Origin of the sequence: Arenibacter echinorum, from assembly GCF_003259375.1 — a bacterium.
Taxonomy (GTDB): domain Bacteria; phylum Bacteroidota; class Bacteroidia; order Flavobacteriales; family Flavobacteriaceae; genus Arenibacter; species Arenibacter echinorum.
The window spans coordinates 308,443-334,653 of the sequence record NZ_QLLN01000007.1 but is presented as its reverse complement, the minus strand read 5'-3'; the positions used below and the strand labels follow the sequence as shown (position 1 = coordinate 334,653).

15 protein-coding genes are annotated in these 26,211 nt (G+C 40.8%); 7 read left to right on the top strand and 8 right to left on the bottom strand.

The features are described 5' to 3' along the window. Nucleotides 1-116 precede the first annotated feature (116 nt). Nucleotides 117-671, bottom strand: coding sequence for a DUF1697 domain-containing protein (locus LV92_RS18455; protein WP_111625074.1), 555 nt, complete (start codon nt 669-671; stop codon nt 117-119). Between the two features lie 205 nt (nt 672-876). Between LV92_RS18455 and glpK the strand changes: the two genes are divergently transcribed. From glpK to LV92_RS18440, 3 genes are read left to right on the top strand one after another with little or no spacing between them, the layout of a single operon-like run. Further along, complete coding sequence (gene glpK, locus LV92_RS18450; protein WP_111625073.1) at nt 877-2,376, top strand: glycerol kinase GlpK; 1,500 nt, start codon at nt 877-879, stop codon at nt 2,374-2,376. Nucleotides 2,377-2,394: 18 nt separating this feature from the next. After that, nucleotides 2,395-3,123: an MIP/aquaporin family protein gene (locus tag LV92_RS18445; protein WP_111625072.1), complete on the top strand. Its 729-nt coding sequence runs from the start codon at nt 2,395-2,397 to the stop codon at nt 3,121-3,123. A gap of 11 nt (nt 3,124-3,134) precedes the next feature. Next, nucleotides 3,135-3,998: a glycoside hydrolase family 16 protein gene (locus LV92_RS18440; protein ID WP_111625071.1), complete on the top strand. Its 864-nt coding sequence runs from the start codon at nt 3,135-3,137 to the stop codon at nt 3,996-3,998. Here LV92_RS18440 and LV92_RS18435 read toward each other — a convergent pair. The 6 genes from LV92_RS18435 to LV92_RS18410 form a co-directional block, all read right to left on the bottom strand. Beyond that, on the bottom strand, nt 3,988-5,274 hold the full coding sequence (locus LV92_RS18435) for a BaiN/RdsA family NAD(P)/FAD-dependent oxidoreductase (RefSeq protein WP_111625070.1): 1,287 nt from the start codon (nt 5,272-5,274) through the stop codon (nt 3,988-3,990). The two genes, LV92_RS18440 and LV92_RS18435, sit on opposite strands and share 11 nt — an antisense overlap. After that, entirely contained in the window at nt 5,274-5,963 is a 690-nt protein-coding gene (locus LV92_RS18430) for a glycerophosphodiester phosphodiesterase (protein ID WP_245946434.1), read from the bottom strand. The genes LV92_RS18435 and LV92_RS18430 overlap by 1 nt, the downstream gene beginning before the upstream one ends. An 80-nt stretch (nt 5,964-6,043) precedes the next feature. Then, nucleotides 6,044-7,834, bottom strand: a complete 1,791-nt coding sequence (locus LV92_RS18425) for an alpha-amylase family protein (RefSeq protein WP_111625068.1) — start codon at nt 7,832-7,834, stop codon at nt 6,044-6,046. Between the two features lie 207 nt (nt 7,835-8,041). After that, nucleotides 8,042-10,357, bottom strand: coding sequence for a glycoside hydrolase family 65 protein (locus LV92_RS18420; RefSeq protein ID WP_111625067.1), 2,316 nt, complete (start codon nt 10,355-10,357; stop codon nt 8,042-8,044). Nucleotides 10,358-10,463: 106 nt separating this feature from the next. After that, nucleotides 10,464-11,117, bottom strand: coding sequence for a beta-phosphoglucomutase (gene pgmB, locus LV92_RS18415; RefSeq protein ID WP_111625066.1), 654 nt, complete (start codon nt 11,115-11,117; stop codon nt 10,464-10,466). Between the two features lie 162 nt (nt 11,118-11,279). Then, on the bottom strand, nt 11,280-12,299 hold the full coding sequence (locus LV92_RS18410; protein WP_111625065.1) for a LacI family DNA-binding transcriptional regulator: 1,020 nt from the start codon (nt 12,297-12,299) through the stop codon (nt 11,280-11,282). 457 nt (nt 12,300-12,756) lie between these two features. On the opposite strand from LV92_RS18410, the gene LV92_RS18405 reads away from it, so the two are divergent. Beyond that, complete coding sequence (locus tag LV92_RS18405; RefSeq protein WP_111625064.1) at nt 12,757-15,879, top strand: SusC/RagA family TonB-linked outer membrane protein; 3,123 nt, start codon at nt 12,757-12,759, stop codon at nt 15,877-15,879. A gap of 10 nt (nt 15,880-15,889) precedes the next feature. Then, nucleotides 15,890-17,446, top strand: coding sequence for a RagB/SusD family nutrient uptake outer membrane protein (locus tag LV92_RS18400; protein WP_111625063.1), 1,557 nt, complete (start codon nt 15,890-15,892; stop codon nt 17,444-17,446). Nucleotides 17,447-17,540: 94 nt separating this feature from the next. Here LV92_RS18400 and LV92_RS18395 read toward each other — a convergent pair whose 3' ends face one another. Beyond that, nucleotides 17,541-19,193, bottom strand: a complete 1,653-nt coding sequence (locus LV92_RS18395) for a solute:sodium symporter family transporter (protein ID WP_111625089.1) — start codon at nt 19,191-19,193, stop codon at nt 17,541-17,543. A gap of 413 nt (nt 19,194-19,606) precedes the next feature. Between LV92_RS18395 and LV92_RS18390 the strand changes: the two genes are divergently transcribed. Continuing rightward, nucleotides 19,607-22,963: a VCBS repeat-containing protein gene (locus LV92_RS18390; RefSeq protein ID WP_111625062.1), complete on the top strand. Its 3,357-nt coding sequence runs from the start codon at nt 19,607-19,609 to the stop codon at nt 22,961-22,963. After that, the gene (locus LV92_RS18385) at nt 22,956-26,204 is read left to right on the top strand and encodes a VCBS repeat-containing protein (protein WP_111625061.1); all 3,249 of its coding nucleotides are present in this window, start codon (nt 22,956-22,958) and stop codon (nt 26,202-26,204) included. The genes LV92_RS18390 and LV92_RS18385 overlap by 8 nt, the downstream gene beginning before the upstream one ends. Nucleotides 26,205-26,211 lie beyond the last annotated feature (7 nt).

The window sequence follows — 26,211 nt, the reverse complement described above, 5'->3', positions numbered from 1 at the left end:
TTCTTCCGAGTATTTACGCTGTTTGCGGATACTCCGTATGTTTGCTTTCATAGTTTTCCACTCTTTAAGTGGTCAACCTATATCAGGGACGTACATTACTGACTAGTGTTCACTGATTACTGTTCACTGATTTGTTTCCCCATTTCCAATAACTTCATCATGGTCCTATGGTTCCTTGTAGTAGCGGTAACCTGAAGTTTTTTTTCAAAAAAATTATTGTCACATTTTGTTTTGCCATAGCCTTGGTCACAGTTGAGGTAAACACAGCTATTGGCAATCATGAACCGTTCATTGGGGAATTGTTCTTGTAGTAGACTGTGTATCAAATCCATTTTGGGAGTTTCATGCATCAGTACATAGTACCATTTTTTCGATTCCGATTCATTTAGTGCCCTAAATGGGGATTGTTCAAGGATTTCTTCCATTTCAGCTAGGGTCAAGGCCATTACAGGGACGTCAAAGCCAAAAGCTTGGTGTATGCCCCTTTTAATGGTTTGGGATACTTCATTGGGTATGGACGCTGAGCTTTTTAGAACAATATTACCGCTTTGTATATAGGTGCTTACCGCGGAAAAACCCAAGGATTCCAGCATTGCCTGTAGTTGGGACATTTTAATTTTCTTTTGGCCACTTACATTGATTCCCCTAAGCAGAACAATATAATTTGTCATCTATGTCCTTTTTAAATACAGCGGTATAAAAATAACAATATTTTAGATGGTACATATTCGGGACTTTGTGGCATAACCGTCACTTTTTGGTTTAGCATCAAAAAAAACACTTTTGTTGAAATGCTTTAGGTTTGGTTATTAATTTTTCAAATTTAGTGCCTATATTTTGTTATCTTGATACCCATTTAAAATTAATCTTACCCATATGGAAAAATATATACTGGCGCTGGATCAAGGTACAACGAGTTCCCGTTCCGTTGTTTTTGACAAAAAAGGTAACATCGTTTCGGTGGCCCAAAAAGAATTTACCCAATATTTTCCGAAACCGGGTTGGGTGGAGCACGACCCCTTGGAAATCTGGTCCTCACAGGTCAGCACGGCCGCGGAGGCGACTACTAAAAAGGGTATTTATGGTGCCGATATAGCGGCTATAGGGATTACTAATCAAAGGGAAACGGTTGTAGTTTGGGATAGGAAGACGGGAAAACCAGTTTACAATGCCATTGTTTGGCAGGATAAGAGAACTTCCAACTATTGCGATGAATTAAAGAGCCAAGGGAAATCCAAACTGATAAGGCAAAAAACCGGTTTGGTAATCGATTCCTATTTTTCAGGTACCAAAGTAAAATGGATATTGGACAATGTGGAAGGTGCCCGAAAAAGGGCGGATGCCGGGGACTTGATTATGGGAACCATCGATTCTTGGTTAATTTGGAACATGACCAAGGGAGAACTGCACATTACCGATGTTACGAATGCCTCTAGAACATTGCTTTTCAATATAAATACTTTGGAATGGGATGATGAGCTTTTAGAACTTTTTACCATTCCTAAGAGCATGCTGCCACAGGTAAAACAGTCCAGTGAAGTTTATGGAAATACCAATCCTAATTTCTTTGCAAGCAAAATACCCATTGCCGGAATTGCGGGAGACCAACAGGCGGCACTTTTCGGCCAGATGTGTACCAAACCGGGAATGGTTAAAAACACCTATGGAACCGGTTGTTTTATGCTAATGAATATTGGGGAAAAACCCATTGTTTCTGAAAACAACCTGTTAACCACTGTTGCATGGTCCATTAATGGGAAAACCCAATATGCATTGGAAGGCAGTATTTTTATAGCTGGTGCGGTAGTTCAGTGGTTGCGGGACAGTTTAAAGATCATTAAAAAGTCGGAAGATGTAGAAAAGCTGGCGGCTTCTGTAGACAGTACGGAAGGGGTCTATTTGGTACCCGCTTTTGCAGGTCTGGGCGCGCCTTACTGGAACCAACATGCCAAAGGAAGTATATTTGGACTTACCAGGGGTAGTACGGATGCCCATATTGCTAGAGCAGCTCTGGAATCCATTGCGTTTCAGACCATGGATGTTTTGAAGGCTATGGAAGCGGATTCCAAAATTTCTATAAAAGAATTAAGGGTCGATGGGGGAGCTACCGTCAATAATTTACTGATGCAGTTTCAGGCCGATGTGCTCAACACTTCTACCGTAAGACCAAAAGTGATAGAGACTACAGTTATGGGAGCGGCTTATTTGGCCGGTTTGGCAGTCGGATTCTGGAAAAATCTGGAAGAGATTCAGGAAATTTGGCAAGTCGATGCCAATTTTGATCCCACAACGGAAAGAAAAGAAATAGAACAAAATATTAAAGGCTGGTACAGGGCCATTGATGCTGTAGAATATTGGTCCAAACTAAACCATTAAATATAAAACCAACCAACTATGACTCCATTTATTGCTGAAATTATCGGCACTTTTTTCCTGATCCTTTTAGGGGGCGGGGTTGTTGCCAACGTAATCCTGAACAAAACAAAATCTAACGATGCTGGCTGGATGGTCATTACCACCGCCTGGGGATTGGCCGTATACGTTGGGGTGGCAGTGGCCGCACCTTATAGCGGGGCACATCTAAATCCGGCCGTGAGCATAGGCCTTGCCATGGCGGAAAAATTTGAATGGGCATTGGTTCCCATTTATGTTTTGGGACAATTTATAGGGGCCATGTTGGGCGCTTTGATCGTTTGGCTCTTTTACAAAGATCATTTTGATGCCACAGAGGACCAGGACACCAAGAAGGCCGTGTTTTGTACAGCTCCGGCCATAAGAAATCCCATTAACAATCTATTTAGTGAAGTAGTAGGTACTTTTACTCTGGTATTTGTAGTACTATATTTTACAGATGCTACCATAACGGATACGGAAACGGTTATTGGACTAGGGTCTTTGGGAGCACTTCCCGTTGCGTTTTTGGTGTGGGGAATTGGACTTTCCTTGGGAGGGACCACAGGCTATGCCATTAATCCTGCCAGAGATTTGGGCCCTCGAATAATGCACGCCATAATGCCAATAAAGGGGAAGGGTGGCAGCGACTGGGGCTATGCTTGGATTCCCGTTTTAGGTCCAGTTATTGGAGCTATATTGGCCGCGTTGCTGGTGTTGTTTCTTTCCTAAGTAATTTAAATGTGGAAAAAAATCTCCCTTATTTGTTTTTGTTCTTTTTATGCCTTTTGGCGTCTTGTAAAAATCAAGATTCTGAGGAGGATGGTCTACCAGAAGAACCTTATAGGTTGGTGTGGTCGGATGAATTTGATTTGGAGGGTGGTCCCGATCCCACTAAATGGAAACATGAAAAAGGACTGATTCGAAACCAAGAAGATCAATATTATACCGATAGCCTTAAGAATGCCTACGTAATGGGCGGAAATTTAATACTGAAGAGTATTTATGAAGAAATTGCCAATGAAGCTTATGTGTCCAAGGAGGCCGAGGATTGGCGGGAAAATCGGGAATTTGCGGAGTATACTTCTGCTAGTCTAACAACACGGGGCCTGGAACAGTGGACCTATGGTAAAATTGATGTCAGGGCGAAACTGCCAAAAGGGGTGGGTGTATGGCCGGCCATTTGGATGCTGGGCGATAATATTAGTGAGGTAGACTGGCCCAAATGTGGCGAATTGGATATTATGGAACATGTGGGCTATAATAAGGATTCAATATTTGGTTCCGTACATACAGAAACCTACAATCACACTAAGGGAACAGCCAAGGGGAAAGCAGTTTTTATTGCCAATCCCTATGATGAATTCCATATCTATTCCTTGGAATGGACACGCGAGAAAATAAATTTTCTATTGGACGGGAAGGTGTACCACTATTTTAACAATGAGCACCGAACAATAAATGAATGGCCATTTGACCAACCTTTTTATTTAAAATTGAATCTTGCCATCGGCGGGACTTGGGGCGGACAAAATGGTGTGGATCTAACTATATTTCCACAACAAATGACTGTAGATTATGTTAGGGTTTATGAGTTTACTCAATAGCTATGGCTTGGGCGGCAATATAGGCTCCGGTCCAGGCATTTTGAAAGTTGAATCCGCCCGTAATGGCATCTACATTTATCACTTCCCCTGCAAAATATAATCCGGGTAGTATTTTGCTTTCATAGGTCTTAAAATTTATTTCTTTTAGGTCTACCCCTCCTGCAGTGACAAATTCCTCCTTAAATGTACTTTTTCCATCTACCCTAAACTTGGAACCCGTTAATTGTTTCGCTAAGTTTTGTAGTTGAATTTTGGAAATATCGGCCCATTTATCGGTATCCGAAATTTGCGCTGCCTTTACCAGACTGCCCCACAAACGTTTTGGCAGATCAAACGCTTTGGTGCGCAATATGGTTTTCTTTCCTTCAACTTCCTTAATTTGTTGAAGCTGTCTCAACAAACCTTCTTCATGATAGGCAGGAAGCCAGTTTACTTTTATAGTAAACTTATAATTCAACTCATTCAAAATCCGTGCACCCCAGGCGGACAACCTCAAAATACCCGGACCGCTCATTCCCCAATGTGTAATTAATAGCGGGCCCTCAGATTCCAGATCGCTGGTCTGGATAGAATACTTTTTTAAGGCCGATTTAAATTTTCCATTGTTGACCTTGGAGGGAATTATCTTGATGCTGGCATTGGTACTTACCCCTTGTATGCCCGTTATTCTTTCATCCTCGATATTAAAAGTGAAAAGCGAAGGTACTGGGGCTATTATGGTATGCCCCATTTGTCTCAAAAGTTCCCATATTTTAGGATTGCTGCCCGTAGCGACCAGTATTTTTTTGGCTTGGTAGGTGTTTCGAATTGTTTTGATTGCCCAAGCGTAATCCCCTTTTACTGTATTTTCGTTAAGAGATGTTATCCCAACAATGGAACTGTTCTTTAAGACTTTGATTCCCAAGCGCTCCGTTTCCTGAAGAAAGCAATCTATAATGGTTTGGGACGAATTGGTAGCGGGAAACATTCGCCCATCACCTTCAATATTCAATTGGATGCCCCTTTTTTCAAAGAAAGCCATGGTATCACCGCTACAATACGTGTGAAATGGTCCAACAAGTTCCCGTTCTCCCCTGGGGTAATTTTTGGAAATTTCCTTAGGGTCAAATTCGGCATGGGCTACGTTGCAGCGTCCCCCCCCGGATACTTTTACCTTGGTAAGCACCTCTTTGCCACGTTCCATGATGGCGATTTTTAACTTGGGGTTTCGTTCTGCTATATGTATGGCGCCATAGAAACCTGCGGCACCCCCTCCTAAAACTATTACATCGAACATTAATTAATGCGTTCTGGAAAATTGGTGATAATTCCATCTACTCCCAATCTCTCTACAGCTTCAATTTCTTCTGGCTCATTTACCGTCCAGGGATAAATTTTGAAGCCTGCTTTTTTTATTTCGTTTACGTTCTCCAAGGTCAGGTCTTCGAAATAAGGGTTTATAGCCACCGCTTGCAGCTCTTTTCCAATTTCCAAAGCATTCAGTGGATCTCCAAACACAAGAATGGCAATGGGTACTTCGGCATTGAGTGTTCGCATAGTCTTAAGTTCGTCCCACCTAAAACTGGAAATTATAAATTTATCCATAGGCCAACCCTTTTCCTTTATATAGTAGTTCATGATAAAATTGACTCTGTCAGCAGTGTTGGCACCTTTGAGTTCTATATTCAACTGTACTTTTTTATCTATAAGGTTTAGGACCTCCTGAAGCGTCGGAATTTTATGATCGCCGATCAAGGTTAGTTTCTGTAGGTCTTCAAAATTATAATCCTCTATTTTTCCAACGCTGTCCGTTAGTCTTTCCACTTCCTCATCGTGAAACACTACGGTTTCGCCACTTTTTATTTTAAACACATCAATTTCTATCATGTCCACACCTAGATCCATTGCCTTTTGAATAGACGCCAAGGTGTTTTCCGTTTCATGCCCCATGGCACCTCTATGGCCAATAACCAAGGGTTTATTCATATTGTCACAACTTATAATTAATAGAAATAGGAAGAAAGATCCAACTAAAGATGATGTTTTCATAAAGCGATGCTATATATCTAATTTAAACTTAAAATTAAGGATTCCAAGGGTTGTATATCAATTCTTATATGGCCAATTTCGTTTTCCACATTTAGGGACAGCTCCTTTTCCTTGAACAATTCGTCCTTTACAAGGTAGGTACTATGCTGTAGCCTCCATTCCCTAATAATTTCTCTCGGCAGTTTTAGATCGAACCCAAAGGTCTGACCAGCATCAAAATTAGAGATAATTATGAGTTTTTCGTTCTCGGACCATCTAACAAAGGATAAAACCCTATGATTATAATATTCCGTATGATCTTTGTTATAAAAATGAATATCCTTGTATTTTCCCATTAAAGCGCTACTGTTAATGGTGAAATTGAGCAAGTTCTTGTAAAATGCCCTTAACTCCTTTTCTTTTGGGGACAATTGCCCTCCATCAAATTTTTTGTTGTTTACCCAGCGTTGAAAATGGGGAACCCCAATATAATCGAAGATAGAGGTTCTGCTTGGCGATCCAAATCCAGGACTTTCGGCGGCCGGTTCCCCTACTTCCTGCCCAAAGTAGATCATGGTAGGCGAGGTGCTTATAGTTGCCGAAACCACCATACCGGGTTTGGCTTTTTCAGCATTTCCCAAAAATTCGGGACAGGCAATACGCTGCTCGTCATGATTCTCCAGAAAATGTAGCATTTGGTGCTCAATATCCATGAGTCCGTTTTGGACTACCGGGATATGGTCTGTCCAGCCGTGTCCCTGCATGATATGTTTTAAGGAGTCGTAAAACTCTACCTTGTCATAGAGATAGTCCATTTTTCCCTTAAAGATATAATCCCGGTATAGCTGTGGATTATATACTTCTGCCATTAAAAATGCATCCGGTTTTTTCATTTTTATGGACGAATTCATAAAACTCCAGAATTCTACAGGAACCATTTCGGCCATATCATAACGAAATCCGTCCACTCCTTCGTCCAACCAGAAAAGGGCAATATCCCTAAATTTTATCCAGGAATCCGGAACTACTTGGTTTTTCCAGTATTTAAAATGTTCAGTAAAGTTTTTATGGCCAAAATCTTCAGGTAGGCTTGCGAAATCCCTATGTCCGTCCGGACTAATTCCGTAATTGATCTTTACGGTCTCATACCAATCATTAAAATCCGGTTTGGACAAACGGGAACCATTTCCAGTCCATTTTGCCGGGGTTTCTGAAAATTTGCCATTGGCCAAGTTGATGTTCTCCCCTCCCAAAGGTTGGTAGCCATTCCGCCAATCCGGGACCATAAAAGATTCCCCGGGATTGTAATAAAAATTATTGTCCTTGTCGTAGACCACATTGGTATTGTCATTAGCACCAAAATCCACTACCCCTTCAGGGTTGTTCTTGCCTTCGTATTTTCTGGCAATATGGTTGGGAACTATATCTATGATCACTTTTAGGCCTGCCTTATGGCTCCTGGCCAAAAGTTTCTTGAATTCCAAATTCCTATTGAGGGGATCATTGGCCAGATCGGGGTTAACGCTGTAATAATCCTTAACGGCATATGGCGAACCCGCCCTGCCCTTAACGATATCCGGATCGTCATTGGAGATGCCGTATGCGGTATAATCCCTTATAAGGGCATGATGGGGTATACCCGTATACCAAATATGGCTTACCCCCAGATCCTTGATTTCTTTTAAAGCCTTTTGTGTAAAGTCACTAAATTTACCAACTCCATTTTCCTCAATGGTCCCCCAAGGTTTATTGGTGGTATTGGTATTCCCGAACAATCTGGTAAATACTTGATAAACAACTGTTTTTCTAATTGCAGTGGTCTCTTTCATTTTGTGCTTTCTTTTCGGAACAAAAAGCCTAATCTATTGGCCGCTTAGCTTTTCAGTGCAATAATGATACTTGTTTTTGGAATTAGGGTCAATTTTTTCAAAAATTTTATTTTGGGAGCGACTTTCAACCCAATTATTTCAAGTTTTTTCAAAAAACAATCCCAATTATGTGTTTTTTAAACGTTTTGTTTTGATAGTATCTAGAACTTAGTTGACGAGGGAATAGGTTTTCTGGCCGGCGGTTAAAACCACGCGTTTTCCGTTTACCCTAATGGACATTTCGTCTGTGCCTTCCAGGTCAAATGTGGTTTCGTTTTCCGTAACCTTTACCTTCAGGATTCTATTCCTGAAATTTACCTTGAAGGAATAGGATTTCCATTGTTTAGGTATTCTTGGGCTAAAGGACAGTTTATCGTCCAATATTCGCATACCTCCAAAACCTTCCACTATGCTCATCCAGGTACCGGCCATGGAGGTAATATGCAGTCCTTCCTTTACTTCCTTATTATAATCGTCCAAATCCAATCTGGAAGTTCGGAGGTAAAAGGCATATGCTTGTTCCATTCTGTTCAGCTTTGCAGCCTGAATACTGTGCACACATGGGGATAATGAAGATTCATGTACGGTAAAAGGTTCGTAAAAATCGAAATGCTTTTCTAGTTCTTCCGTAGTAAAATGGTCTTCAAAGAAATAAAATCCCTGTAGGGTATCTGCCTGTTTAATGTAAGGGGATCTCAAAATCCTGTCCCAACTCCATTTTTGGTTGATAGGCCTCTCTTTTTGGTTTAATTCCTTGACAGGGATAAGTTCCTTGTCCAAAAAGCCATCCTGCTGTAAATAAATGCCCAGTTTTTCATCGAAGGGGAAGTACATTTTTTTGGCCACCTTGGCCCAAGCCTCCGTCTCTTTTTCTGTAAGTTTGGTTACTCCTATAATTCTGTGATAATCATCTGGGTAGCCATCCTTAACTTTTTGTAGTTCCTGAAGCGCATAATTAATGCACCATTTTGCAATATAATTGGTGTAAAAGTTATTGTTTACATTGTTCTCGTATTCATTGGGACCCGTGACCCCAAGAATTACATATTTGTTCTTTTGGGTAGAAAATGTGGCTCTTTGATGCCAAAAGCGGGCAATCCCGATCAAGACCTCCAGCCCCATTTCCGGGATATAGGTATAATCACTTGTAAAACGGTAATAATTGTAAATGGCAAAGGCTATTGCCCCATTACGATGTATTTCCTCGAAGGTTATTTCCCATTCGTTATGGCACTCCTCCCCGTTCATGGTTACCATGGGATATAGGGCCGCTCCATTTACAAAACCTAATTTTCTGGCATTTTCAATAGCCTTTTCCAAATGGTTGTACCTATAGGTCAATAGGTTTCTTGCTACCTTTTTATTTTTGGTGGCCATATAAAAGGGAATACAGTAGGCCTCTGTGTCCCAATAGGTACTTCCTCCGTATTTTTCCCCAGTAAATCCCTTGGGGCCAATATTAAGTCTGGAATCCCTGCCCAGATAGGTTTGGTTTAAATGAAAAATATTGAAGCGAATTCCCTGTTGTGCCTTTACATCGCCCTCAATGGTAATATCGCTCATTTCCCAGATTTTGGACCATGATATCCTTTGTTGCTCCAACAGGGCTTCAAAACCTATTTCGGTTACTTTTTGCAAAACTTTTTTGGCTGCCATTATCAGTTCATTGGGCTTATGATTGGTAGAAACAGTATATCCGCCAAATTTTATTAGGGTAAGGGTGTCTCCTTTTTTAATGTCCTTTTTAAATTGATGTACTACAGTAGTCTCTGATAAGGCTTCCAGCGGTTTTTCCAATACCAATTCATTATTATGGAACAATTTGGATTCCATAAAAGTACAGGTAGCGAAATTGGTCTTCATGGTATGGGCCTCGATAAAGGCTTGTGAACCGTCCGTTGTAACCCCTGTGGTATTCCAAAATTGGTCGTCCCAATTGGTGTCCTCATTGGTAATCCCACTATCAAGATAGGGATGGAAGGCCATGGCGCTATCCTGGTTTATCGCCTTAATTTGGTATTTAATGGCACCTACTTCATCATGGTCCAAACTAAGGAAGCGGGTAATCTTTACTTCTATAATGGTATCATTGGGCAAAGTAGCCTTAAAGCTACGTGTATACCACCCTTCCTGCATGTTTAATTCCCTGCGAAAATCCTGTACATTTTTACAGGTGTTCAGGTCTAAAGTTTCGCCGTTAATAAGGACGTTGATCCCGATCCAGTTGGGAGCGTTCAACACCTTGGCAAAGTATTCCGGATAGCCGTTCTTCCACCATCCTACACGTGTTTTGTCCGGGTAATATACCCCTCCAATATAACTTCCTTGAAAAGTGGGTCCGGTATATTTCTCTTCAAAATTGGCGCGTTGCCCCATGGCGCCGTTTCCAAGACTGAATAAACTTTCGGAGGATTTTACTCTTTCTTTTTCAAATCCTTCTTCTATGATAGACCAGTTATCGGGCTTTATATAATCTTGATTCATTGTGCTAGTGTTTCTCGGTTATTGCAATGGGGTTTGATGATCAATATCAGGTTCCAAATAGAAAGACACCAAATTAATTAATTATTGTGAATGTTCGTCACGGAGTTTATTCTAATAGCCTATTTAGGAATTTATCATCCATTTTCGTGAAATTTGTAAACACAAATTTTGCTTCGGAAAGCACTTTTTCTTCCCCAATGCCTATGCTCAGCATTCCTGCATTGTTGGCGGCCTCTATTCCGGCAACCGCATCTTCAAAGACTACGCAATCCTTTGGAGGAACCCCCAATTGTTTTGCGGCTATCAAAAAAACTTCGGGATCGGGCTTGGCCTTGGCTACGTGGGTTCCGTCCACAATGACATCAAAATAATCCATTAATTTTACTTTTTCCAAAATTGGACGGGCATTTTTGCTGGCAGACCCTAAGGCTATCGGCATGTTGTGCTTTTTAAGAAACTGCAGCACCTTTAGTACGTCTGGCAAAATTTCCGATTCATCCATTTCTTCTATAAGCGACAAATAATCCTCATTCTTCTCCACCAACCATCTGCTGAACTGTTCTTGCGACGCCTTAATGTTCCCAATTTCCAAGAGAATTTCCAGGCATCTTTTGCGACTTACCCCTTTAAATAGTTCGTTTTGCTCTTGGGTAAATTCAAATCCCAATTCATTGGCCAATTTTCGCCAGGCCAGATAATGATATTTGGCAGTATCCACAATAACACCGTCCAAATCAAAAATAAATCCAGTTTTATTCATCGGTTTAAGATATTAATAAATATTTTGACGGCCAGTAAAAAGAAGTGTTTGTTGTTGGGGAAATGACCATGTACTGGCTGTATCTTGGGGACAGAGGGCCATATGGCCAGCTTTTGTAGGGTAATTGGATATTATTGGCCTTGAAACTACTTGTTAGGGTTCTTAATTAACAGTTGATCCGCGCTCTATCAGGGTAGGTTCCAAAACCCTTGTTACATAGGTTTCTTCCTCCATATCGTTTTCTACCTTGTCTATAAGTATTTCTGCCGCTATTTCTCCCATTTGTTCACCGTGTTGCGCAATGGCGGTTAATCCGGGGGAGGCGTATTTGGACAGAAGCCCATCTGTAAAACCAATAAAGGAAATATCCTTAGGAATTTTTAAGCCTTTACTTTGTACATAGCGCATACTGTGAATGGCAAATATTTCATTAACGCTCAACACGGCGTCTACTGTTTCCCTTTCAAAAAAATCCTCAATCAAGTTTTCGTTGATTTCCATGGATGGAAATTTTAAAACAAGGTCTTCATTATAGTCTATGCCATTGTCCAACAATGCCTCCTTATAACCGGCAGCTCTTTCCCTGCTTACACTTATATAGTCCTCTGAAGTAATTAGGGCTATTCTTTTTCTGCCGTCCTTTATGAATTTGGTTACCGCGTTATAAGCTCCCTTTTTATCATTGATGATTACCTTGTCGCATTTTATATCTTCCGCAACACGATCAAATAATACCAAAGGTATGCCCTGTTCGGTAACTTCCTTTAAATGGTTGTAATCGTTTTTCAATTGGGTGCCGGAGGAAAGCGCCATAATAAACCCGTCTATACTTCCGTTGGCAAGTAATTCCATATTAATGACTTCCTTGTCGAAAGATTCATCGGAGACACAGACAATGACATTGTAGCCTTTGGCATTGGCGTATTTTTCGATCCCTCTAAAAACAGTGGTAAAAAAGTGATGTACTATATCTGGGATTATAACGCCAATATTTTTGGTGCGCTTATTTTTTAAACTGATGGCAATATTGTTGGGCTTGTAATTGTAAAGTTTGGCAAAAGCCTGGACCTTCTCTTTAGTGTCAGATCCAATTTCCTCACTATTTTTCAATGCTTTGGAAACTGTAGAAATGGAAACCCCTAATTCCCTTGCAATATGTTTGAGGGTGATTTTTCTTTTCAAAGGTCAATTTTTTTTCAAGTGAATATACTATTAAAAATATTAAGGCATTCACAATGCTTTGGCGCTAATTGGAATATTGGATTACAGGATGTAAAAATAGTATATTCAGATAAGGAGTGAAATCTATTTTAAAGAATTGTTTAAATAGTACATATTTTTGTCAAAATACCATTGAAATAAAAAATGGTGTATATTCGTACAATATTTAACATTTCTGAAATCATAAAAAAGACAGAGATCGGTTGTTGGCCCTGTGTTTATGGTCACGAAAGACCGAAATTTTACGAAAACGTTTTAGTTAAATTTTTAGCGTTAAAAATAGAAATATAACAATAAATAGCGATAATATTATTTATCTTCGATAATGGAACGTGAATTTTTATGAAATAGTGAACTCAATTATTAATTAACTCAATTACAACTTTCAATTATTTAACTCAATTAAAACTAACAATGTATGAAGCTTAAATTACTTAAAAGCTTTTTGCTATTTGGAACATTTTTGTGTTTTGGATTAGCATCGGCTCAAGAAGTATCAGGTACGGTATCTGATGCTAGTGGCCCCTTACCGGGAGCCAGTGTCGTGGTAAAGGGAACTACCAATGGGGCACAAACAGATTTTGATGGAAATTTTGTCATTAGTGATGTGGATGCAAGTTCTGTCCTTGTTTTTAGCTATATCGGCTACAAAACACAGGAGGTGGCAGTAGGGAACCAGACCACTATTAATATTATGATGGAAGAAGATGCACAGGCATTGGCAGAAGTAGTTATCATAGGTTATGGTACTACAACTGTTAAGGATGCCACCGGTGCCGTTTCCGCAGTAACTTCCGAGGACTTTAACGGAGGCGTTATTTCGTCTCCCGAACAATTGATTCAGGGTAAGACCGCTGGGGTTCAAATTTCCCAAGGAAGTGGTGAGCCAGGTTCTGGTGTTTCCATCAGGATTAGGGGTACTTCTTCGGTTAGATCCAATAACGATCCCTTATTTGTGGTAGATGGTGTTCCACTTCCTTCTGGAGGTAGTTCTTCTGAAGGTACGGATATAGGTGTAGGGTCTAGTTCTGCTAGAAACCCACTTAGCTTTTTGAACCCAAACGATATTGAAAGCATGAGTATCCTAAAGGATGCGTCATCAACGGCCATTTATGGTTCCAGAGGTGCCAATGGTGTTGTTATCATTACTACCAAGAGTGGTAAAGGTGGTGCACAGGGAGGTACTTGGGAGTTTTCTTCCGATTTAAGTTTTTCATCACCTGCCAATGAATTTGATTTATTGAATAGGAGCGAATTCCTGTCCGCCGTTTCTGCCTTTGGAGGAAATGCAACAGATTTAGGGAATGATACCGATTGGCAGTCATTGGTAACCAGAAATTCATCTTCGACCAATAACAACCTTGCCTACTCCCAGAATTATGGATCGGGCAATGTAAGGGCTACATTTAATTATGGGAAACAATTCGGGATTGTACCAAAATCCTCACAGGAGAGGGTTACTGGTAGAATTAATCTTTCCCAAAGAGTATTTGACGATAAGTTGAGGTTGGATTTACAGACTACCCTTTCAAGGGTAAATGACGAGGCACCACCATTAAGTGGTAGTGCAGGGTCCACTGGGGATATGTTGGGATCAGCTTATTCTGCCAATCCTACCTGGCCTGCCAATAGTACTTTCAACCCAGGGGATAGGATCAACCCATTGAATTTGTTGGAGAACTGGCAAAGTTTAACTTATACCGATCGCTTTTTGATCAATTTTTCTGCCTCATATGATATTGTGGAAGATTTAACGGCCAAGGCTACTGTAGGTTACGATAAATCCAATTCTACACGTGAAGCTGAATTGGGCAGTAAATCCTTTAATGTTGGTCGTGGTGCAGGGGGTAATGGTAGAGGTACCTTAAATGACCTTAATTTGGAAAATAGGCTGTTGGAATTAACCTTGACTTACAAAAAAGAGTTCGATAATTCCGTATTGGATGTTCTAGGAGGTTTCTCCTATCAGGATTTTAATACAGAGGGAAGAAATGTGGAAGGTTGGGGTTATTCCACAACCAATTTAAACTCCATGGCCAGGAATTTAACCGATGCAGCAAGCAAGATAGAATCCATGATTACGGGCTCTTACCAGCAATATGGTTATGCGTCCGGGGGTGCTGCCGATCTTTTTGTGAATAGGCTTTTTCCAACACCTGAAACTGAATATTTGGGAGAGGTAACTATTCCTGTGAAATCTATTTTCACAAATACTTTTGATAATACGGACGAGTTACAATCCTTTTTTGCCAGGGCCAATTATAGTATAGCTAGTAAGTATCTGTTTACAGCAACGGTCAGGGCCGATGGTTCTTCACGTTTTGGCGAAAATAATCGATACGGTATTTTCCCTTCCGCAGCTTTTGCCTGGAAGATCAATGAAGAAGATTTTATGGGCGATGCCATGTCTACCTTAAAACTTAGGTTGAGTTACGGTATTACAGGAAACCAGGATGGTTTGGGATATGGTCGTTTCGCTCGTAGGGAAAGATATTCCACTACCACCAATGGTGATCCCAATATTGGTGATGGAGGTGCTGTTAGCGTACCGGGTATTTCAACCGTGGAATTTGCCAATCCTGATTTAAAGTGGGAGGAGACTACCCAATATAACGTAGGTTTGGATTTTGGGTTTGCCAATGATCGTTTTAGTGGATCGGTGGATGTGTATCGCAAGGAAACAAGGGATTTACTTCTTAATATAGAAGCGGCCCAGCCTTCCCCACAGCCCACTTTTTTCCAAAATTTGGATGCCGTTGTGTTGAATCAAGGAGCTGAATTCTCCCTAAATTACGATATTTTACAAGGAGAGGATTTTGATTGGACTGCTGGCTTTAACGTGGCCTACAATAAAAATGAAATTACGGATTTCGACGGAGAGATTGCAGCGGGTACAATTCGCGGTGCCGGTCTGTCCAACGCTTTTGCCCAACGCTTGGCCTCAGGACAACCTTTGTATTCCTTTTATTTAAGGGAGTTTACAGGTTTCGATGCCAACGGGAACCCTGTGCATGAGGGCGGTGTGGATAACCAACAGTTCGTGGGTAAAAGTGCCCTACCGGATTTCACAGGAGGTTTTTCTACCTCTGCCAGTTACAAAAACTGGTCGGCATCCATGTATTTTAATGGGCAATTTGGCAACTATATTTACAACAATACCGCCAACGCATTTTTTACGGGAGGTGCCATTGGTAGTGGTAATAATGTAACACAGAATGTGGTGGAGTTGGCAGGACAGGAAGGTAGATTTGCAGAAGCTTCGGTTTCTACTAGATTCTTGGAAAAAGGCGATTTTGTAAGATTGCAAACAGCATCTATTTCCTATAACGTTCCCTTAAAGGAAGGCTTGTTCAAGTCTATGAGACTTAGTCTTACCGGTCAGAACCTTTTTGTGATTACAGATTATTCAGGTCTTGATCCAGAGGTTAGTGTGGCGCCGGCCAGTGCTGCCCTATTAAATGGTCTGCCTATAGCGGGTATCGATTATAGCTCCTTCCCAAGACCAAGAACATACACATTAGGATTTAACGTAACTTTTTAATCATAGCATTATGAACATACAAAAATATATGAAACCCGTTTTCGGCTCCATATTTGTATTGGTGGGCCTTGTTGGCTGTACCAATTTGGAGATAGAAGAAACGGATTCGATCATAAGTAAGGCAACCAGTGGCGGTTTTACACCACTGGCTAATCCGGCTTCTTCACTTAGTGACCTGTACAATGGTGTGGGTGCCGATTTTCAGACCCAGGAAACCATGTACGCAATGTCCGAGGTTACTACGGATGAGTTGTTGATACCAACTCGTGGAACCGACTGGGGCGATAACGGGATATGGAGACAGTTGCATACCCATACATGGACCCCAGCGCATTTATTTATTAAGAACGCATGGAACAATTTAAATGAGAATGTCTTTAGGGCTTCTGAGATTATAGAAAGTAACCCGGATGCCGCAGTATTGGCGGAAGCCAAATATCTAAGGGCATTCAATATGTTTTTTTTGATGGACTTTTTTGGATCCGTTCCCTTTAGGGAAGTGGATGAAGGTCCGGAAATTAATCCAAAGGTGTTGACCAGAAGTGAGGTTTTCAGCTTTGTGGAGTCGGATTTATTGGCAGCATTGCCGGGCTTGCCCGATGGTAGTCCAGGAACTGCCAATACGGGGACTGCTACAAAGGCAGCGGTGAACTTTCTTTTGGCTAAAATGTACCTGAATTCCCATATCTATAATGGGGGTGCAGTTGATGACGCCAATATGCAAAAAGTGATAGATGCTGTTGACGAGATAGCTGATCTTGGTTTTGGAATCGAGACTGGATATTTTCAGATATTTGAATCCTCGGATGATAACGAAACCATCTTCTATTTAAAGAGTGAAGTTGCGGCAAGGATATGGAATAGTATGCATTACAACATGAACTCCCCAGATAATACTGGTGGTGGATGGAACGGATTTTCTACCTTGGCCGAATTCTATGACTCTTTTGAAGGCGATCCCAACACCAATTATGTGGGCGATGGCCAGGAAGAAAGAAGAGGATGGGTTCCGGACGCTTCCAATGCCGATAATGTTAATTTAGGTCTTGGGTACGGCTTTTTGATCAATCAGCAGTACAATGAAGACGGAACTAAATTGAAAAATAGACAGGGAGGAGATCTAATATTGAAAAAAGAGTTGACCTCTTTGGTAGGAAATGGAGAAGCTGACGGTATAAGAATTCTTAAATACCACCCGAATGATGGGGGAGAAATTAACTCTTTTAGAAAGCACCAGATTCTTTTTAGATATTCCGATGCCCATTTGATGAAGGCCGAGGCCATGATGCGTATGGGAGAGGATATAACTTCAATGGTCAATGAATTACGTCAAGCTAGGACCAATACCCCTGATTTGCCCAATGTTACAGAGGATGTATTATTGGCAGAACGCGGTAGGGAGCTATACATAGAATTTTGGAGAAGGAACGATTTGGTACGATTCGATAAGTTCACCGCCCCTTGGGGTCTTAAGGAGGTAACTGGAGATCCTAATATGAATCTTTTCCCAATTCCGGAAACAGCATTGCTTTCCAATCCTAATTTGGTTCAGAATCCGGGATACTAAAAATTTAATTTAGGTTTATACTAAAAAGAGGGCTGTTCATTTGAACAGCCCTCTTTTTTATGTGGCAAAGTTGTTTAGTGCTATTGCCAAGAAACTATTTGGCAAAATAAATATAAATTCCAATTACTATAACGCAAATGGCAATCCCTACATGGTTTACATATTTATAGGGTTCTATAGAAACTTGCTTGGTGTATTCCAGCTCAAAGGCTTCTTTTCTAGGGTAAAACTTTCCTATCAAAAGCATAATCGCGGCATTGGTAACAAACAAAATAGCCATGATGTGCAAATAGTGTGGATAAGCATCTGCCTCTATTAATTTCAATGCGGCAGGGTCTGTAATGCCAGAGGCCTTGGCCGTTTCAAGGGCTTTATCCACAAACTGGCCCTTAAGGATAAACTGACTTATAATATATAATAATGATCCCGAAAAGATGCCTATTTTAGCAGCTATAGCAGGTACCCTTTTGGTTAAATACCCTACTACAATAATTGTGAATATAGGAATACTGTATATACCGTTTATCTCCTGTAGGTAATTGAACAGACTACCGGCATTGGCGATTAATGGCGCTATGAACATAGCTGCCAGTGCCAAACAGATACCAAATATCTTTCCGTATTTAACCACTGTTTTTTCAGGGGCTTCCTTATTTATATGCTGTTTGTATATATCAATTCCGAACAGGGTTACCGAACTGTTGAGCACACTGTTAAAGGAACTCAAAATGGCCCCGAACAGTACAGCTGCAAAAAATCCGACCAAAGGTTTAGGCAATACGGCACGTACCAATTCTGGATAGGCAAGGTCACTGGAAGCCAAACTGCCATCAAAATAATGATAGGCAATCATTCCTGGAAGAACTAAAATTAAAGGTCCAAGAATCTTTAAAAAAGAAGCTAATAATAATCCCTTTTGACCCTCGGCCAAATTCTTGGCTCCCAAGGCTCTTTGTATAATCTGTTGGTTGGTACCCCAATAAAAAAGCTGTACCAGCATCATTCCTGTGAAAATTGTAGAAAATGGTACTTCCTGTCCAGCGTTACCGGTAGAGTCAAATCGTGCGGCATCCGAAGTAATTAAATTGTCAAGACCGGTAAACATATTTCCGTCCCCTATGGCCATCAATCCAAAAATGGGTATCAAGATTCCCCCAACAATGAGACCAATAGCGTTAATACTATCCGAAACGGCAACAGCCTTTAGTCCACCAAAAACTGCGTAAATAGATCCAATTACTCCAATTCCCCAAATGCACAAGACCAGGGCAGTCGAATCTGAAACCCCCAAAAGTTCGGGAACATTGAACATGCCACTTATTGCCACGGAACCGGAATATAGGATAACAGGTAAAAGTACTACCACATAGCCGGTCAAAAAGAGACCTGAGGTTATGGTTTTTGTAGTTACATCAAATCTTTTTGCCAAGAATTGGGGGATGGTGGTAAGTCCGCCTTTTAAATACCTGGGCAATAGAAAAACGGCAGTAACTACCATGGCAATTGCCGCTAAGGTCTCCCAGGCCATTACCGATAAACCATCGGTATAAGCACTTCCGTTAAGACCTACTATTTGTTCCGTAGAAAGATTTGTTAAAAGTAAAGAACCTGCGATTACTCCGGCGGTAAGGCTTCTACCTCCCAAGAAATAACCATCAGAGGAACTTTCATCAGTTTTTCGGGTAGCCAGGTAGGCTATAAGGGCCACTAAAAGGGTAAAGCCTACGAAAGAAAGAATTCCTAACATTATAAATTCGAGTTTAATTGATTGGTGGTCTAAATATATTGGATTATTTATAATATATGGCATGGATATTTACTTTATCACAAAATGCATATTTAGGGTGAATCAAAATACTATCAGGGAAGCGCAAAAAAATATCAATTATTAACATTGATTTCACCTTTAAATTATTGAACTTTATTTATCTTCGTCCCTATGTTTAAAGGGTGGCTTTTTCCCTTTGAATACCAGCTTTCATAACGATTTTAGATCTTTTGAATGGAGGTCCAAAAAGGCCATGTATTTTATGGAATTCACTTTTCCTTGCTGGTTGGAAAAAAATATTGGCAAAATGGATTGAAATTAAAATGGTAAATAGCCGTGGAAAATATTTAATGGATTTTAAGGCTATCTCAAAAAAATAATCACAAGAATATATGGGGAAACTTATTATAAGGGGAAGCCTTATTTTAATGGGAGTGCTATTGTTGGGGTCTTGTTCCCAAAAAAAAGAAGTGGATAAAGTGGCCGTGGATAACGGGGATGCCTTATTCTCATTATTAGCCTCTGAAAAAACAGGTATCGACTTCGTAAATAAAGTAGTAAACCAGAAAGACTTTAATATTTTTAAGTATAGAAATTTCTACAATGGCGGGGGAGTGGCAATTGGTGATATTAATAACGATGGCCTACCCGATATTTATCTTACAGGGAATATGGTTCCCAATAAACTGTATTTGAACAAAGGAGGTCTACAATTTGAGGATATTTCCGAGAAAGCAGGTGTACAGGGAAACAAACCCTGGTCTACAGGGGTAACCATGGTAGATATTAATAATGATGGATTATTGGATCTTTATGTAAGTAATGCAGGTAATATGGAGGGTAATAACCATGATAATGACCTTTATATAAACAATGGCGATCTTACCTTTACCGAGAAGGCCGCTGAATATAATTTGGCCAAGACCGGTTTTTCTACCCATGCCACGTTTTTTGATTACGATAAGGACGGGGATCTTGATGCATATATATTGAATAACAGTAATGTTCCCGTAAGTAGTCTGGGGTATGCAGAACAGCGCGAAGTAAGGGCCCAAGATTGGGCCGGAGTTCCGGAGATCTTCAAAGGTGTGGGCGATATGCTCCTTAGAAATGACAACGGCAAGTTTGTGGATGTTAGTGAAAAAGCTGGTATTTATGGAAGTTTAATAGGCTTTGGACTTGGGGTAATGGTAAGTGATATCAATGGGGATCTCTATCCGGATATCTATGTTTCCAATGATTTTTACGAAAGGGATTACCTCTATATCAATCAAAAGGATGGCACTTTTAAGGAGGAAATTGAACAATGGACCTCCCATTTAAGTTTATCCGCAATGGGAATAGACATGGCCGATATAAACAATGACGGCTATGCGGATATCTTTATTACGGATATGCTACCGGAAGGGGACCAAAGGGTGAAATCGGTTATGGAGTTTGAAGGTTACAACGTTTTTAAACTAAAGCAGAGCAAGGATTTTTACCAGCAGTACATCCAAAACACCTTGCAATTAAATAACGGAAATAATTCGTTTTCCGAGATAGCCTATTACAGTGGTGTTGCCAAAACCGATTGGAGCTGGGCCGGACTTATGTTCGATATGGACAACGATGGTTTAAAGGATATTTACATAACCAATGGTATTAATCACGATCTTACGGATCTGGATTTTGTGGACTTCTTTGCTAACGAGATTATCCAGGAAATGGCACTAACAGGAGAGAAACAATCCATAGATTCCATAATATCCAAAATGCCCATTGCTCCCCAACCAAACTACGCGTATAGGAACAATGGGGACATTACATTTTCCAATGAAACCAAAAAATGGGGCTTGGAATTGCCCAGTATGTCCAATGGAGCGGCTTACGGTGACCTTGATAATGATGGGGACTTGGATATTGTGGTCAATAATGTAAATATGGAGGCTTTTGTATATGAGAATCACAGTGAAAAAAAGTCCGGAAACAATTATCTTAAATTAAAGTTTGAAGGCAAGGATGGGAACAAATTTGCCATTGGGGCCACCGTAAAACTTTTTTTTGACGATCAGGTAATAGTACAGGAATTAATGCCTTCAAGAGGTTTTCAATCCTCAGTGGACTATATAATGACCATTGGCCTGGGCAAAAATACCTCCATTGATTCCTTGCAGGTAATTTGGCCCGACGACCGTACCCAAAAATTCAGCAATATTAAAACCAATCAATTCCTGACCCTTAAGAATTCTGAGGCCCAGGATTTATTTGTTCCCAATAATAAAAGCAATGTCAATCCTCTTCTTAGGGAGCTGGCCAATGCCAAGCTATTGCAGCACAAAGAGAACAATTACAATGACTTTGATTACGAAGGGCTGATTTCTAAAATGCTCTCCCAAGAAGGACCTGCCTTGGCTGTGGCCGACGTTAATGGTGATGGTAATGAGGATATTTTTATTGGAGGTGGGGCAAATCAGCCCGGGGTACTCTATCTTCATAATGGCAATGGAAAATTAACCGCCAGTGTTCAAAAGGCATTTGAAAAGGATGTGGCGCTAGAGGATACTGCCGCGGCCTTTTTGGATGTAGATGGTGATGGCGATATGGACCTGATGGTAGGTAATGGCGGAAATCAGGTAGGGGATGAAACACGCTATAGGGCAAGGCTTTACATTAATAACGGCAAGGGAGTTTTTGTGGCTTCATCTGAAATTTTGCCCAGTACCTTTAAAAATATTGCCGTGATTGCGCCCCATGATTTTGATAGTGACGGGGATATGGACGTCTTTATAGGGTCTAGGAGTGTTGTAGGGAATTATGGTTTGGATCCAGACCATTTATTCCTTGAAAATAAGGGAGACGGCACTTTTGTGGATGCTACGGAACGTCTTGCCTACGATACAAAACAGGCAGGCATGGTAACGGACGCTATCTGGGTAGATATGGATGGTGACCAGAAGAAAGATTTAATAACCGTGGCAGATTGGGGCAGGCCGGTAATCTATAAAAACTCCGGCAAGAGAATTTCCAAGATGAATACTGCACTGGATAGTTTAACCGGATGGTGGAATGTAGTGAGTGCAGAAGATTTGGACAATGATGGCGATTATGATTTGATTTTGGGAAATCAGGGGAATAATGTGCCCTATTCCTGTTCTAGGGATAATCCAATGAAACTGTGGGTCAACGATTTTGATAATAATGGGACCATTGAACAAATTACCACGCGAAATTTTGAGGGGAAGGACTACCCCATTCATCAAAAGAAGGAGTTGACAACCCAAATGGTGGCCTTGAAAAAGCAAAACCTCAAAGCTTCCGAATATGCAAAAAGAACGATAGGGGAATTGTTTTCTGGCGAAATTTTCGATCGATCTATAGTAAAGGAGGGCACCGTACAGGAATCGGTAATTGCCATTAATGAAGGGGGAGGAAAATTTACCATAAAAAAGTTACCAGGGCGAGTACAATTGTCCTGCGTCTGCGGAATTACCTGTACCGATGTTAATGGCGACGGCTATTTGGACCTTATTATGGGCGGTAATAACTTTGAATTCAAACCTCAATATTCACGTCTGGACGCCAATTTTGGGAGTATTCTTCTGGGAAATGAAAAATTGGATTTTAAATGGCAGAATTACGATGAAAGCGGGTTCTTAATAAAAGAGGAGGTAAAACATATTGAACAGTTTCAGGACAGCAATGGTAAACGGTTCGTAATTGCTGCCATTAATGATAATAAACCAAAAGTTTTTGCACTGGATGAGTAGATATAACTTTTTTGTTTTATTCACAGTGGTTCTCTTGGGTTGTGGCCCGAAGGAAGGTGAGGTTTTCAGGAACCCATCGCCAAGCGAAACGGGGATCGACTTTCAGAATACCGTTACGGAATCCGACGACTTGAATATTCTTGACTATCTCTATTTCTACAATGGAGGTGGAGTAGCTATTGGGGATATTAATGGGGATGGACTGCCAGATGTTTTTCTTTCCGGGAACCAAGTTAAAAATAGACTTTACCTAAACGAAGGTGGGTTGAAGTTTAGGGATATTACGGACACTGCGGGTATTGCTGGGGAAAGCTCCTGGAATACGGGAGCCATTATGGGAGATATTAATGGGGACGGTCTCCTGGATATCTACGTCTGCGCAGTAGTAGGTATAAATGGCTTTAACGGACATAATGAACTGTATATTAACAATGGGGATACTACCTTTACGGAAAGTGCAGCCGGATTTGGACTCGATTTTGATACCTACAGTAGTTCCGCCGCCTTGTTGGACTACGATTTGGACGGGGATTTGGATATGTACCTGCTCAATCATGCCGTACATACCCAAGAATCTTATGGTAAGGCCGAAATACGTAAAAAGAGAAATGCCCAATCGGGGGATAGGTTGTTGCGCAATGATGGGGGCATTTTTGAAGATGTTAGTGAAGAAGCGGGCATTTATGGTGGCGCAAATGGATACGGACTGGGTATTGCAGTAGCCGATTTTAATCAGGATGGATATCCGGATATCTATGTTGGGAACGATTTTCATGAGGACGATTATTATTATATCAACAACGGCAATGGAACATTTTCAGAACAATTGCGGAGTTATTTTGGACATACCACCAAATTTTCCATGGGGAACGACGTAGCCGATATTAACCATGACGGTTGGCCAGATCTTATTTCTTTGGACATGCTCCCCGAAGATGAAAAGGTACTTAAGTCTTCAGAGGGGGACGACCTTACCCAAACCCAAATTTTGAGAGTGGCTCGTTTTGGGTACCACTACCAATATTCCAGGAATATGCTGTTTATAAACCAGCACAATGCCCCCTATTCCGAAACAGCTATCCAAAGCGGAATTGCGGCGACCGATTGGAGTTGGAGTGCACTTTTTGGGGATTATGACCAGGATGGGGAACAGGATATCTTTATTTCCAATGGTATCCCCAAAAGGCCAAACGATCTTGACTTTATAAAATTCGCTTCGGACGAACAAATAAGAAACAAGCTTAACAATACCAAACTTGTGGACCAACAAGCCATTAATATGATGCCTTCCGGGGTGACCCATAATTATGTTTTTAAAGGTGGGGAGGACATGAAGTATCAAGATATGTCCGGCACTTGGATCATGAAGGATACCTTGATTTCCGGGGCTACTGCCATGGCAGATTTGGACAATGATGGTGATCTGGACCTTATAACCAATACCCTCAACAGTCCCGCGGCATTGTATATCAATAAAACGGACACCGAGGCCAATTATTTAAAACTTAGGTTTAATTATACGGCCAAGAATAAATTTGGCATTGGCACCAAAGTTTTTGCCTATCTAAATGGGAAATTACAGTATAAGGAACTGTATACCGTTCGGGGGTTCCAAGCCTCTTCAGAACCCATGGTCCATTTTGGTTTTGGAAAACAAAAGACGGTAGACTCCTTAAAAATTGTCTGGCCAAATAAGACCTTTCAAGTCTTAAAACAAGTGGCTACCAATCAAACCTTGGTTATTTCCCCAGAAAACACAAAACCCTTCAGTTATAATTCGCTAAGACCTACTTCCAAAAAGATGTTCCAAAAGGTTACAGGTAACTTGGGAATCAATTTTGAGCATGAGGAAGACAATTATCTGGATATCAACAGACAGAAATTGATTCCCTATCAAATATCGGATCGTGGTCCGGCATTGGCCATAGGGGATTTGAACGGTGATGGTAAAAAGGATTTGTTCTTTGGAGGTTCCAAATACATTCCGTCCAGAATATTTTTACAAGGCGATACTACCTATCTGGAAAAGAGAATAGATAATATTGCCAATGACTCTATAAAGGAGGATATTACTGCCCTAATAGCTGATCTGAACAAAGATGGGATGGCCGATCTTGTAATAGGATCCGGAGGCGGGGATTTTTATAATGAAATGCCACCCTTAAAAGATAGTTATTACCTTCAAAACACTACCGGTTTTGAGCCTGGTGTGTTACCGGAGTATTTTGAAAATGCTGCCGTAATACGGGAAAGTGATTTCGACAACGATGAGGACTTGGATTTATTTATAGGCAATAATGCCATAACCAACGATTTTGGCAATATCCCCAATTCCTTTTTGCTAAGAAACGATCAAGGCAGGTTCACTGTTGTGGAAAATAAGGAACTACAAAAGGTAGGGATGGTCACTGATGCCGCTTGGTCCGATTTTGACAATGATGGGGTATTGGATTTAATAGTGGTAGGGGAGTGGATGTCGCCGAAATTCTTTAAGAACAACAAGGGGCAATTGATGGAAGTTTTACCTTTGGACCGCCCTTATAAAGGACTGTGGGAATGTATAATTCCCTTTGATATAGATAAGGACGGAGACTTGGATTATCTACTGGGTAATTGGGGCAACAACACCAAATTTAAAGCATCGGATAAATTTCCAATGAAAATGTTTTATTCGGATTTTGACCAGAACGGAAGTACGGAGACTATAGTGGCCATTGAAAAAAATGGCAAATATTATTCTTTGGAAGGATTGGATGAACTTTCGGCCCAGATGGTTGGCCTTAGAAAGAAATTTTTAACTTATAAGTCCTTTGCAGGAAAATCTATAGAGGATATTCTTGATGTAGATTCCTTTAAGAACAGTACCGTTCTTGAAGTGAATACGCTAGAATCCGGTTACTTGGAGAATAATGGCGGGAAATATTCATTTGTTCCCTTTAAATCGGAATTACAGGTTGCCCCAATAAGGGCCTTCTTGGAGTACGACTTTGATAAGGACGGGGAAACTGAAATTCTTGCAGCGGGGAACTATTTTGGTGTTAAGCCATATCATGGCAGGTTGGATTCCTTCTCAGGAGCGCTGATAAAGGATAAAAATGATGTAATTTTGGGTAACAAATTAGGACTGGAACTGGGGCTTAAATCTGTTAGACATTTGAAGATGATAGATTTAAACGGTAAGACCTATCTCTTGGTTACCTTTAATGATGACAAGGCCCAGGTGTATGACTTGGGGGATTAAGGGAGAT